Source organism: Dolosicoccus paucivorans (assembly GCF_900100125.1).
Lineage (GTDB): Bacteria > Bacillota > Bacilli > Lactobacillales > Aerococcaceae > Dolosicoccus > Dolosicoccus paucivorans.
On sequence record NZ_FNEL01000017.1, the window covers coordinates 19,175 to 31,236 of the forward strand.

13 protein-coding genes and 1 other annotated feature are annotated in these 12,062 nt (G+C 37.4%); of the genes, 5 read left to right on the plus strand and 8 right to left on the minus strand.

Annotated elements, in window-relative coordinates; genetic code table 11:
• Positions 1-65: 65 nt before the first annotated feature.
• On the minus strand, positions 66-1,697 hold the full coding sequence (locus BLR79_RS03930; protein ID WP_092085075.1) for a CTP synthase: 1,632 nt from the start codon (positions 1,695-1,697) through the stop codon (positions 66-68).
• Positions 1,698-1,950: 253 nt separating this feature from the next.
• Here BLR79_RS03930 and BLR79_RS03935 point away from each other — a divergent pair, with 253 nt between their 5' ends.
• Positions 1,951-2,133, plus strand: coding sequence for a hypothetical protein (locus tag BLR79_RS03935; RefSeq protein ID WP_092085077.1), 183 nt, complete (start codon positions 1,951-1,953; stop codon positions 2,131-2,133).
• Between the two features lie 50 nt (positions 2,134-2,183).
• Here the strand turns inward: BLR79_RS03935 and rpoE are convergent, their stop codons facing one another.
• Both rpoE and BLR79_RS03945 read right to left on the minus strand, forming a co-directional pair.
• Complete coding sequence (rpoE, locus tag BLR79_RS03940; protein WP_092085079.1) at positions 2,184-2,771, minus strand: DNA-directed RNA polymerase subunit delta; 588 nt, start codon at positions 2,769-2,771, stop codon at positions 2,184-2,186.
• 43 nt (positions 2,772-2,814) lie between these two features.
• Positions 2,815-3,222, minus strand: a complete 408-nt coding sequence (locus BLR79_RS03945; RefSeq protein ID WP_092085081.1) for a YwiB family protein — start codon at positions 3,220-3,222, stop codon at positions 2,815-2,817.
• A gap of 78 nt (positions 3,223-3,300) precedes the next feature.
• Between BLR79_RS03945 and BLR79_RS03950 the strand changes: the two genes are divergently transcribed.
• The 4 genes from BLR79_RS03950 (at position 3,301) to BLR79_RS03965 (ending at position 7,148) form a co-directional block, all read left to right on the plus strand.
• Positions 3,301-4,143 (plus strand): lipoate--protein ligase family protein, encoded by an 843-nt coding sequence (locus tag BLR79_RS03950; RefSeq protein WP_092085083.1) that lies wholly within the window; start codon positions 3,301-3,303, stop codon positions 4,141-4,143.
• Between the two features lie 2 nt (positions 4,144-4,145).
• Complete coding sequence (locus BLR79_RS03955; protein WP_092085085.1) at positions 4,146-5,531, plus strand: HD domain-containing protein; 1,386 nt, start codon at positions 4,146-4,148, stop codon at positions 5,529-5,531.
• 92 nt (positions 5,532-5,623) lie between these two features.
• Positions 5,624-6,619, plus strand: coding sequence for a biotin--[acetyl-CoA-carboxylase] ligase (locus BLR79_RS03960; protein ID WP_092085087.1), 996 nt, complete (start codon positions 5,624-5,626; stop codon positions 6,617-6,619).
• 1 nt (position 6,620) lies between these two features.
• On the plus strand, positions 6,621-7,148 hold the full coding sequence (locus BLR79_RS03965) for a biotin transporter BioY (RefSeq protein WP_092085089.1): 528 nt from the start codon (positions 6,621-6,623) through the stop codon (positions 7,146-7,148).
• Positions 7,149-7,389: 241 nt separating this feature from the next.
• On the opposite strand, the gene BLR79_RS03970 is transcribed toward BLR79_RS03965, so the two are convergent.
• From BLR79_RS03970 to BLR79_RS03990, 5 genes are all read right to left on the minus strand, one after another.
• Positions 7,390-7,686 (minus strand): hypothetical protein, encoded by a 297-nt coding sequence (locus BLR79_RS03970; RefSeq protein ID WP_092085091.1) that lies wholly within the window; start codon positions 7,684-7,686, stop codon positions 7,390-7,392.
• Positions 7,687-7,906: 220 nt separating this feature from the next.
• Positions 7,907-8,710 (minus strand): MetQ/NlpA family ABC transporter substrate-binding protein, encoded by an 804-nt coding sequence (locus tag BLR79_RS03975; RefSeq protein ID WP_092085093.1) that lies wholly within the window; start codon positions 8,708-8,710, stop codon positions 7,907-7,909.
• A 13-nt stretch (positions 8,711-8,723) separates the two neighbouring features.
• The gene (locus tag BLR79_RS03980; protein ID WP_092085095.1) at positions 8,724-9,569 is read right to left on the minus strand and encodes a MetQ/NlpA family ABC transporter substrate-binding protein; all 846 of its coding nucleotides are present in this window, start codon (positions 9,567-9,569) and stop codon (positions 8,724-8,726) included.
• Positions 9,570-9,585: 16 nt separating this feature from the next.
• A complete protein-coding gene (locus BLR79_RS03985; protein ID WP_092085097.1) occupies positions 9,586-10,266 on the minus strand; it encodes a methionine ABC transporter permease in 681 nt (226 codons plus the stop codon).
• Positions 10,267-10,269: 3 nt separating this feature from the next.
• The gene (locus BLR79_RS03990) at positions 10,270-11,343 is read right to left on the minus strand and encodes a methionine ABC transporter ATP-binding protein (protein WP_092085099.1); all 1,074 of its coding nucleotides are present in this window, start codon (positions 11,341-11,343) and stop codon (positions 10,270-10,272) included.
• A gap of 44 nt (positions 11,344-11,387) precedes the next feature.
• Positions 11,388-11,655, minus strand: a binding site (T-box leader).
• Positions 11,656-12,062: the final 407 nt, after the last annotated feature.

Below are 12,062 nucleotides of genomic sequence, written 5' to 3' on the forward strand. Positions count from 1 at the left end.
TCTTTCTGTGGCTAGGAATTAGACACAATATTTTCATTTTAATATGAAGTAAACGTTTTCAACTTTTATCTATTTTCTTGGTGCTCTAAAGCAGCTTTTACAAAAGCGGTAAAAATCGGATGTGGTCGGCTTGGACGGGAGACAAACTCTGGGTGATAAATGGTTCCAATAAAGAAAGGATGCTCTTCTTTTGGTAGTTCAATAATTTCGACAAAACGATTATCCGGACTTACCCCTGAAAAGACTAAACCATGCTCCGTTAAAATATCTCGGTACTCATTGTTAAATTCATAACGATTACGATGACGCTCTTTAATCATATGCTCTTCTTGAACTTCTTCATAAATATCATCGGCTAAACTACCCACTTTCAACATAATTGGGAATAAACCGCGGCGACTCGTTTGACCTACTTCTAATTCGTGATGGGTATTTGTAATCGCATCGACAATTTTATGTGTCGCTCGTGGGTCACGTTCACCTGTAGTTGCTTCTTCGATATTAGCCATATGACGAGCGTATTCTACAGTCGCCAATTGCATTCCAAGTCCTAACCCATAAAACGGTACCCCTTGTTCGCGGGCATATTGAATCGCGGTAATCTTTCCTTCAAAGCCGCGTTTACCTTGTCCACCGGGAACGAAAATAGCATCCACATCGTTTAATAATTCTGCCACAGTTTCTGGCGTGACTTCTTCAGAGTCAATCCAGCGTAAATCAATTTCAGCATCATAATGATAACCTGCATGTCTTAACGCTTCCGTTGCTGATAAATAAGCATCTGGCAGTGATACATATTTACCAACTAAACCGATGGTGACTTTATCTTTTAAGTTTAATACACGCTGCTCTAATTCCTTCCAATCAGACATATCTGCAGGTGGAACATCGATGCCAAAGTAGTCCACTACGACGTCATCCATATGTTGTTTTTGTAAGTTTAATGGAATCGTAAATAAAGTCTCTACGTCGCGAGATTCAATGACCGCTTCCACATCTACGTCACAAAACAGTGCTAACTTTTCGCGAATATGACGTGGCAATGCTTCTTCTGTACGAACCACTAAAATATTCGGTTGAATTCCTAAACTGCGTAATTCTTTAACGCTATGTTGAGTAGGTTTTGTTTTTAATTCGCCCGCAGCTTTAATGTATGGAATGAGTGTTGTATGAATGTATAATACATTTTCTGCACCGACTTCACGCTTCATTTGACGTAACGCTTCGAGGAAAGGTAAGGCTTCGATATCCCCAACCCCAACCGTTCCGCCAATTTCGCTAATGACAATGTCAGCTTGAGTTGTTTCGCCGGCTCGAATAATATGGTTTTTAATTTCGTCCGTGATATGAGGAATAACTTGAACTGTTGCTCCTCCATATTCGCCTTGGCGTTCATTTTCTAAAACATTTGAATAGACACGTCCGGCTGAAATGCTTGAATATTTATTTAAGTTAATATCAACAAAGCGTTCATAGTGTCCTAAGTCTAAGTCTGTTTCCGCCCCATCATCTGTCACAAACACTTCCCCATGTTGATAAGGACTCATTGAACCTGGATCAACGTTTAAATATGGGTCTAATTTTTGAATCGCAACTTTTAAGCCACGATTTTTTAAAAGACGGCCTAAAGAGGAAGAAACAATTCCTTTACCAATAGAAGACACAACGCCGCCCGTTACAAAAATATATTTAGTCATATACACTTCTCCTTTTCCCACGATATATAAATCAAGGTAAGCGATAAAAAATAAAAGGCTCCCTGTTTTAATAAAAACAGGGAGCGATCTCACTTATGTCCCTTTGTTTTTAATCATTAGAACAAAGGTGCCCAAAAAGAATGATACTCAAAATAGACCCATTCGTCAAGTGTTCATTAAAACCATTTTGTTCTTGACTCATTTCATTGTATAATTGAAAGTGATTTATTTTTTCCTAAAGGAGGAACTGGTTTTGTTAACCTACTTGGTCGCGCTTCACCGCATCAGCTTAATCATTACTATCATCGCAGCTCTAACTCACATTTATTATCGCACTAAAAATGATACTAATAAGCTCGTGATGACTTATCGTATCGCAAGTGTCAGTGGGATTTTAGTCATCATTATTTCTTTATTGCTTTACTTTATGTCTTAAACTAAAAAAAGAGGTCCTTTGAGCGATCACTCATTGGGCCTCTTTTTAGCTTATTCTTCATCATCGTCGTATTCGTCGCCTTCTTCATCGAGTTCAACTTCTTCGACTTCTTCTTCACCTAGTTCATCTAAGTCGCTGGCATAAGCTTTTAACTCTTCATCGTCTTCATCATCATCTTCCGCCACAACTTCTACCACTGGATCTTCATCGTCTTCGTCATCTAATTCGTCGTCAAACTCTTCCCCATCATAATCTTCTGGGTCATCGTTATTGTAGTCAATCATATCGCCATCTTCAGCAAATGCGTTTAGCTTGCGTTTCTTACGACGTCTTGCTGGTAGGTCCTCGTCGTCCATTGATGAAATAATCTCTTCATCAATCGCATCAATTGGATACCAGGCGCGTAAGCCCCAACGGTTCTCCCCTAAAGAGATGAAACGACCATCAATATTTAAATCCGTGTAAAAACGTGTCATTTTACTTTCTATTTCATCTTGAGATAATTCTAAATAGTCTTGAATTTGAACGAGTAACTCTGTGAAATCAACCACATCTCCTTGACGTTCTAGTAAGGCATAAGCTACTTCAATAAAAGATAACTCTTCTTTATTTTGACCTTTAAGTTGTTCAAGTTCCAATCGAGACACTTCCTTCCTTATATACCTTAACTATATTACCCACTTATTGCTCATATTGCAATGTAAATTCATACTTACCTAACTTTTCGCCATGGAGCGATAACGTATAGTTTACCGTTAAGTGAACTCTTTTGTCATCGTTTTGCCACTTAACTACTTGGGTTTCTACGTCTAATAGCCAGACCCCTGCAGGTGTTGCGTAAGTTGTTTGAGTTATTTCCCTTGGACGAAATATAAATGAGCCATTGGGTTGCTTTAATTCAATCTCATTTTGATTAGGATACCATTTTAAACTAATTTGTTGCTCCTTACTATTAGTATAGCGAAGTAAGGTGTATGTTTTCAATTGGATTAAAGTTGCGTCGACCTTTTCTTCATGTAACTCATAACCCGTTGGATTAAAATAACGAATTGTTTGTTTTGTTTTTATTTTTAAATGATCTTTTTTCAAAAATAGACCCTCTCTTTCTCAAGGTTTTATTTAATCTTTGATATAATAAGCATAACACTTTAGTAAAGGGGCGTACCGATGGATTTACAACAATTTTTTACTCAGCGTCAGTGGCTTATCTTTGACAATCGGGTCAGTCCACATCACTTGGACAATTTTTCTTCTTTAGTTTATCAAGATAGCTTTATTCGCTATGTCCAAGATATTCAACCTGCCACTTCGCAAATAGGATTGATTCATTTATACCCGACCGCATCACCTACAATTCTTTTAGGCGCAAGAGATACCCGTCTTCCAAAAGCACAAGAAGGCTTTCAGCTTTTAAAAGAAGCAGGCTACCAACTCATTGTCCGTCCTCATGGAGGATTAGCGGTTGTCACTGACCCGGGGGTTGTTAATCTTTCATTTGTCGTTGATACAACTCACGAATCCATTTCCATTGATCAAGGTTATGAAGCAATGGCTTATCTGATTCAATCCATATTAGCTCCATACGGGGCAGTAATTGAAACTTATGAAATTCCAGACTCGTACTGTCCGGGTAAATACGACCTTGTTTTAAATGGCAAAAAAATCGGAGGTATCGCACAACGTCGCTTCAAGCAAGGAATTACTGTGGCTGCTTATTTAAGTTTAGATGGCAATCAAGACAAACGAGCCACTTTAATCCGAGAATTTTATCAAGTCGGTCAAGCGGATGACTCTTACCCGCAAGTCAACCCCCAATCAATGACCACTTTAGAAAAAGAATTAAACCGGCCTTACGACTTAAATCAATTTGTCGAAGATTTATCCCACTGGCTTCAAACTACTCAGCGGGTTCAAATCGGTGATTTTACAACACCTGAAGTTGAAAGCTATTATCAGCGATTTTATCCGCAAACCACTAAACGAAGTCAACGGATAGAACAGGAGGATTAACAATGAGTTTTATCGATCAGTATAACGCACAAAAGTTAGACCAAGAAAAAGTCTTTCGCGACCCCGTTCATGATTATATTTATGCACACGATGAATTAATTATGGAACTCATCAATACAAAAGAGTTTCAACGCTTACGTCGCATCAAACAGCTAGGAACCACCTCTTTTACCTTCCACGGGGCAGAACATTCACGGTTTAATCACTCTCTAGGCGTTTACGAAATTACCCGCCGGATCATTGACAAATTAAGTAAAAATATTGATGATACGTCTTTTATTTGGAATGAGGAGCATACCCTTGTTACTTTATGTGCGGCTTTATTGCACGATATTGGTCATGGTCCGTTTTCCCATACTTTTGAAGGAATCTTTAATACAAATCACGAAGCGATTACACAAGAAATTATTTTGTCTCCTCAAACAGAAGTCCATCAAGTTCTTTTACAAATGGGTGAATGTTTCCCCAAAAAAGTCGCCCAAATTATCGATAAATCTTACCCCCATCGCCCCGTCATCGAACTGATTAGTAGTCAAATCGATGCAGACCGAATGGATTATTTACTCCGAGACGCCTATTACACGGGAGTCAGTTACGGTAAATTCGATTTAACTCGTATTTTACAAGTCATTCGCGTTCATAACAATCAAATTGTCTTTGACTTTGCAGGCATGCATGCGATTGAAGATTACATTGTCAGTCGCTACCAAATGTATATGCAAGTTTACTTTCATCCCGTCTCTCGTGGTATGGAAGAGTTACTTAAAAACTTGTTAAAACGCGGAAGAGATTACTTTTCAAGCCTTGAAGAAACAGGGCGCAAAAACTCAGGACTCTTAGCTCCTTTTCTATTTGGAGAGTGGACCTTGGACGATTACTTAGCCTTAGATGACAGTGTCTTAAACACTTATTTTACATTGTGGCTAAAAGAAGACGATCCCGTTTTACAAGATCTAGCTTATCGCTTTTTAAGTCGTAAGCCCTTTAAATCCATTTTAGTTGAACCTCAAGAGCGTAAAGAATTAAAAATCGCTATTGATGAAGAGTTAAATCGTTTGAAATTTAATCAGTCTTATTATTTTGGTGAAAACAGTAGTTACGACTTACCTTATGACTACTATCATCTTGACCAAGAAAAGGTGCAAATACCGATTGAATTATTGACAAAAGATCAAAAAATCATCGAACTATCTCAAGTCAGCGCTTTAGTTGACTCACTAACTGGAAAGGAACGAGGAGACCACCGTTTGTTTTTCCCAAGAGAGATTTTACAATGCATTCATGAAACTGACAAAGACCAGTTAAATGATAATCAGCAAAAAATTTACTCAGCTTATTTAAACGAACATACTAATTTTAAACATTACGTTCAACAACGTTTATTTTAATTATTTAGACTGACTGTAAAAAGTCGGTCTTTTTGATTGCGAAAAAATACTCTGTCACTTATAATTATAAAAAAAGTGACAGGAGTAAAATAATGACTATTACCGATCAAATTTTAATGACTTTAATCGAACGAAAAGAACAGCCTATTTCCGGACAAGATCTAGCCAATCATTTAAGCATTACACGTAACACTGTATGGAACCATATTAAACAACTTAAAGAAAATGGCTATGAAATTAACAGCCAGCCAGGCCAAGGTTATATTTTAACTGAATTAAGCCCACACCTTGACGCGACCCAATTAAAGTACTTATTAAAAAGGACGTTTAATGCTTTACATATTGAAGTCTTACCAACTACAACGTCGACGAATGATATTGCTAAAGCCTACCAAGCGGACCATCCAACTCAGCCTGCCCTATTTGTAACTCAAAATCAAACAAAAGGACGCGGACGCTATGGGAAATCTTTTAAATCCGATTTAGATGAAGGGCTTTATTTGTCTTTAGTCATCCCGCCTTCCACAACAAATTTCGAAGAGATGACGCGGTATACATTAATGGCTGCAGTGGCGGTTGTAGAAGCTTTGAAACCTTGGGTAGAAGATGATTTAGCAATTAAATGGGTTAATGATATCTTTTACAACGGGAAAAAAATCGCTGGTATTTTATGCGAATCGATTATGAGTTTGGAAAACTATGAACCTCAAGCGGTGGTTATTGGTATTGGAATTAACCTAGCTGGATCTTTTACAAAAGATAAGGAACTTAAAGAGATTGCAGGCACGGTGTTTGACACCCACTTACCTAACGGTTTTAATTTAAATCAATTGATCGCAACCCTTATTAAAAAGATCGAAGGGTTTCACTTATCCAAAGACCCACAGCCTTTAATAGAAAAATACGACCATTATTTACTCGGAAAAGGTCAAAAAGTTACTTACCAACAACAAAATAGTACTTACCAAGGCGTTTTAAAAGGGATTGACTCCAACGGACAACTACTCATTCAAAGAAACGGGAAAACCGAAACCCTCATAGCAGGAGAAGTCACTTTTAATAGTGCTCAATTTGCAAAGGAGAATTAATATGAATTTTACAAAAGAACAATTAACGCGTATTCCCTTACTGATCGCTTGTTTAATTATTTTATCGTGGCTCGTCATTCCTTTAGGGCCGATCCCTTTTACAATGCAAGTTTTTGGTGTGTTTTTAATCGCTTTATGGCGACCTGTTAAAGAAGTTTTTTGGACATTTACTTTATATACTTTATTAGGCTTGATCGGCTTACCTATTTTTGCCGGGGGAAGTGGCGGTATTCAAAGCTTACTTTCACCTAGTTTTGGTTTTGTTATTGGCTTTATTATTAGTGGAACGTTAATTGCGATTCTTAAACAAAAAGGATTTCACCTTCTTGTCGCTGGGAGCATCGGACTTATTGTTTTATACATTATTGGACTTATTTATATGCTGTGTATTTTACAATGGGTTTTACATGCACCGATGTCAGTCATCCAAGGATTGAAAGTGGCGGTATTGCCGTTTATTTTACCTGATGCTGTCAAACTCTTATTGGCATATGTCATTGTTAAGCGACTTAATCAATTAGAACTTTAAACAAAAGCACCGCCTTATTCTGATGACAAAATGAGGCGGTGTTTCACTATATTTTTTTCGTTGAGTTAGGGAACTATTCTTGTACAAAATAATCTAAAAAAGAAATGCGATGTCGCAATTCGTTAATTGATCCTTTAAGTGTCTTAGAATCTAAAAATGTTGTCTTGTTTTTTACCTTTCATCGTATACACCTCTGGTAATGGAGTATAACTCCTTATTTCTTCCCCTTTAGTATACTTGATTACCCAGTTTCGTACAGTTCTATCTGAAGGAGTGCGATATTGACGAGCTCATTGTATAGGAGATATTCCTGAACCACTTTCAGTTTAAACAATTGACTGTATTGATTATTTTTAGAGCGTGTTTGAATATCTAACAATCCGTCTTGGCGATGTCGATGAACTTTTCCCAAGAATAATGATTGAATCAGTAATGAACCATGATCTTTCTTTAATTGCCTAAATGATAAGCCTTCTTCAAGATACAATAAAATATATCTTTCAAGTTCTATACTTGAATGTTTAGTGTTTGGGCGCATAAAAATTCCCCTAATGGGGATTGCTGGTAGTGATGAAAATAAAATAGCGGAATGACAGGCTTTGAGCGGAAAAAAGAGCCTGTGACATAAGTTGTAAAATAACTATTTTATTCCATGATTAAATTATATTAAAATCCCGCTAGATCAGTTTTTGATAAACTTTCTAGCGGGATATTCTCTTACAGGCCACGGACACATACCGCAACCTCACTTATTGTTTCTACCAAACAGGCACATACTGCCCGTCGCTTACTTTTTCAATGTAGTCTTTAATGTCTTCTGTTTGGAACAGTTCAACCACCCGTTTGTAAACTGGGTTATCTTTATCTTCTTTTTTCGCAACGATGACGTTTTTACGTTCATCGGGCATATCTTTTAAGTGGTCACTATCTGTATAAATCGCTTCGTTTAAGTCTAATCCTGAATCGACCGCAAATTGAGCGCCCACCGCTGAAGCAGCAACGTCTGGTAGGACTTGAGCTAATTGAGCATTATCTAATTCTTCAAATTGAATATTTTTTGGATTTTCTTCAATGTCATCTAGCGTCGCTAAAGTTCCTACGCCATCCTTTAACTTAATAACCCCTGCAAAATCTAACGCAAGCAATGAACGTCCTTGAGTCGTTACTTCGTTAGGAATCGCGATAATATCGCCATCCTCTAAATCATCTAATGATTTTAATTTGTCAGAGAAATAGAAAGTCGGTGACATAATGGTAAAGCCGATCGGCTCTAAATCTTTTTTGTTATTTTCATTCCACTCATTTAAAAAGGCAATGTGCTGAAATGAGTTTAAGTCAATCGAGCCATTAGCTAGTGCTTCGTTGGGCTGAATGTAGTCTGTAAAAAGAATGACTTCAATATCGATATCTTCTTTAGCTGCTTCTTTAGCCACTTCATTCCAAACGTCTTCCCAAATCTCACCTACTACTCCAACTTTAACCGTTTCTTTTGCTTGAGCAAGGGGACTAAATAAACTCAAAGTTAAAATAACTAGTAAACTTTTTAATAACCAATGTTTCATTAAATCTTCTCCTTTATTCGTTCACTTCAAAAGCTGGCAGTCCGCCGCCATTACTTGTTTCTACAATTAATTTCGCAACTTCTGGTGTTTGGTATAACTCGACAATATGTTTGTATAACGGGTTATCTTCATCTTCTTTGCGAACGACGATGACGTTTTTGTAAATATCATTTAATTCGTCTAAATCGTCTCCATCAGAAAATAGCGCATCTTTTGGATCTAACCCAGCGTCATTGGCAAAACCAACGTTTAAAATCCCTGCATCTAAATCAGCTAGAGCTTGGCCAATTTGAGACGCATCTAATTCTTCAATGACAATATTTTTATCATTTTTAGTAATATCATCGACAGTGGGTAAGACACCCGCTTCATCATCCACTTCAATAAGACCTGCAATTTCTAAAGCAAGTAGCGCTCGTCCCCCATTCGTTGGATCGTTTGGAATTCCAATCACTGCCCCATCTTCTAACTCTTCAACGGAAGATACCTTTTGGGAATATAAACGAAGTGGGTTAATCGTAGTGTAACCAATGTGAACTAAGTCCTCATCGTTTGCTTTATTCCACTCTTCCAAAAAGGCCACATGTTGGAAAGCGTTAAGGTCTAATGATCCGTCCACTAAACTAGCATTCGGCGTATTGTAGTCGGTCAAAAGCTTCACATCAATAGTGATGCCTTCTTTGGCCGCTTCTTCAGCGATATAACGCCAAACTTGTTCAGAAGAATCTCCGACAACACCAATGACCACTTCTTCACCATCAAAAGGTTTATCTTCTGCTTGAACTAGGGGCAACAATCCATTGAATACGCTAAACAAGGCGACAATCACTGTCGTGAAAATAACATTCAACTTCTTCATGAAAAATCCCTCTTTCTTATTTTTCGACTTTTTTGATTAATGCGTTAAAAACGATCTGAGTTAAAAAGACTAAAATTAAAATTAAAATGGTTGAAACTAAAATAACGTCCATACGGCTACGTTGGTATCCTCGAGCGATTGCCATCGTACCTAAACCGCCACCACCAACAGCTCCAGCCATTGCGGTTAAGTTAATAACACTAATAATGGTCGATGCACTTACACGAAGTAAAGCTGGAAGTCCTTCTTTTAAATAAACGCGAATAATAATATCAAATGGCGTTAATCCCATTGCTTGAGCCGCTTCAACCATTCCTGGATCAACTTCAAGAAGGGCAATTTGCACTTGGCGGGCAAAAAACGGAATCGTTCCAATGACAATCGGAACCGAAGCTGCCGTTGCACCAATCGTCGTTCCCACAATGAAACGAGTAAACCCTGATACAAGGGCTAATAAAATAATAAATGGAATCGAACGGAAGATATTAATAAAGTTATCTAATATTTTATATACAGCTTGATTTGGCAATAACCCATCTGGTCTTGTCACCGTTGCGATAACTCCGAGTATCAATCCAAAAATACCGCCGACTAAACAGGCAATGAGCACCATATAAATGGTCTCCCACGTCGCTTCGACAAACTGACTTCTTAAATCCCATGCATAAGGGAACCAACGTTCAATAATAGCAGTCATATGTTAAATATCTCCTTCCTCATGTGTTTTGATGTATTGTTTGAATAGACTTTGTGAATCTTGCACACGAACACCGCGCTCGATGAGATATTCTCTTGCTTGATGTAACCGTTCTAAGTCTCCTGTAAAGGACACGAGTAAATTCCCTACTGGAACTCCTTGTAATACTTCAATATTTCCGTATAAAATGTTCGTTTCAATGTTAAATTCTCTAATCAATTCCGCGACTAAAGGTTGAGTCGTTATTTCCCCGACATAGCTTAAACGCGCTAATTCGCTTTCTTTAATGATATTTTGGGTTGATTCTTGTTGTAAAACTAAGGCAATTTCTTGATCAAAATGGGTAGCGGTATTGATAAACTCTTGAGTGAGTGCTCTTTCAGGTTGAGTAAAGATATTTACAATGGAACCCTCTTCAAGCACTTGACCGTTTTCCATCACTGCGACGCGGTGACACAACTCTTTCACCACAGCCATTTCATGGGTAATAATAACAATGGTTAGACCCAACTCTTCATTTAAACGACGCAATAATTTTAAAATAGATTGAGTCGTTTTAGGGTCCAAAGCACTGGTTGCTTCATCACATAGTAACACTTCTGGATCATTGGCTAACGCTCTAGCAATCGCTACTCGCTGTTTTTGTCCACCAGATAATTGGCTTGGATAGTCGTCTAATTTATCGCTTAAACCAACGAGAGTTAATAATTCAATGACACGGTTTTTTATTTCATCTTTAGATAAACCACTTTTCTTTAGAGGAAAAGCGACGTTATCAAAAATAGTGCGTGACGCCATTAAGTTAAAGTGTTGGAAAATCATCCCAATTTTTTTGCGAGCTTGGCGCAAGTCAGCTGGATTCATTTGGGTCAAATTATGGCCGTTAACAATGACTTCTCCTCGTGTTGGACGTTGAAGTAAGTTAATGGTTCGAACAAGGGTACTTTTACCCGCCCCACTATAACCTACAATACCAAATATTTCTCCTTTATTAATCGTTAAGTTAACATCTTGTACTGCAGCTACAGTACGATCTGGTGTTTCAAAAATAACATCGATATTTTGTAAATCGATCATACATATCCTCCTTTATAATAAAAAAACTCGTCCCTTCTAAAAAAAGAAAGGACGAGACTTAAAAATTTCGTGATACCACCTTTGTTCGTTATTTTATTACTAAAATAACCTCATACAGTACGTACTTATAAATGACAAAGTATTATACTGTGGTCTTTGTAACGGGGACATCCGTTCGCTCTTATTGCCTTATGCATTCACAGCGACCGCTCAGAGGCCATTTTCCCTTTAACAAATCATTATCCACTCTCACCAACGATGGACTCTCTTTAAATGTTGTCTAGAAGGTACTTTCCTCATCAACGCGTTTGATTGGTTTTCAACTTAAACTCATAGTAACTTTTTTAAATTGCTTTGTCAATACTTATCATATTTGAATTTACCCTTTTTACGTTAAGAAATTCTAGATTAGACGAATAAAGGAAAATAAGTTCAATCAACGTTTAGTTTTACTCATTTTTTTAAAAGTAAACATACAAATAGAACGCCCTGTGAGCGCGTTTTAAAGATTATTCAATTACTTCATTCATAATAAGGACAATTGGTTGGAGCGGCGTTCTATTTTGTGGAAATATTTAATACCTACGGTGTCAAATGAGAGAATTCTCGAGACACCTCGTATAAATCGATAAAGATAAAACTTTATTTTCTTTAGATTATTTGATGGTCGTGCCCGTGCTAAAACGACTTGTGTATGGTAGGTATTCTTTTCAATCGCT

Excerpts from the sequence above, each read along its gene's own strand:
- BLR79_RS03965 (WP_092085089.1), top strand. The coding sequence starts at position 6,621 with ATGAATTTTACAAAAGAACAATTAACGCGTATTCCCTTACTGATCGCT.
- BLR79_RS03990 (WP_092085099.1), bottom strand. The coding sequence starts at position 11,343 with ATGATCGATTTACAAAATATCGATGTTATTTTTGAAACACCAGATCGT.
- BLR79_RS03950 (WP_092085083.1), top strand. The coding sequence starts at position 3,301 with ATGGATTTACAACAATTTTTTACTCAGCGTCAGTGGCTTATCTTTGAC.
- BLR79_RS03975 (WP_092085093.1), bottom strand. The coding sequence starts at position 8,710 with ATGAAACATTGGTTATTAAAAAGTTTACTAGTTATTTTAACTTTGAGT.
- BLR79_RS03970 (WP_092085091.1), bottom strand. The coding sequence starts at position 7,686 with ATGCGCCCAAACACTAAACATTCAAGTATAGAACTTGAAAGATATATT.
- BLR79_RS03930 (WP_092085075.1), bottom strand. The coding sequence starts at position 1,697 with ATGACTAAATATATTTTTGTAACGGGCGGCGTTGTGTCTTCTATTGGT.
- BLR79_RS03980 (WP_092085095.1), bottom strand. The coding sequence starts at position 9,569 with ATGAAGAAGTTGAATGTTATTTTCACGACAGTGATTGTCGCCTTGTTT.
- BLR79_RS03955 (WP_092085085.1), top strand. The coding sequence starts at position 4,146 with ATGAGTTTTATCGATCAGTATAACGCACAAAAGTTAGACCAAGAAAAA.
- BLR79_RS03985 (WP_092085097.1), bottom strand. The coding sequence starts at position 10,266 with ATGACTGCTATTATTGAACGTTGGTTCCCTTATGCATGGGATTTAAGA.
- BLR79_RS03960 (WP_092085087.1), top strand. The coding sequence starts at position 5,624 with ATGACTATTACCGATCAAATTTTAATGACTTTAATCGAACGAAAAGAA.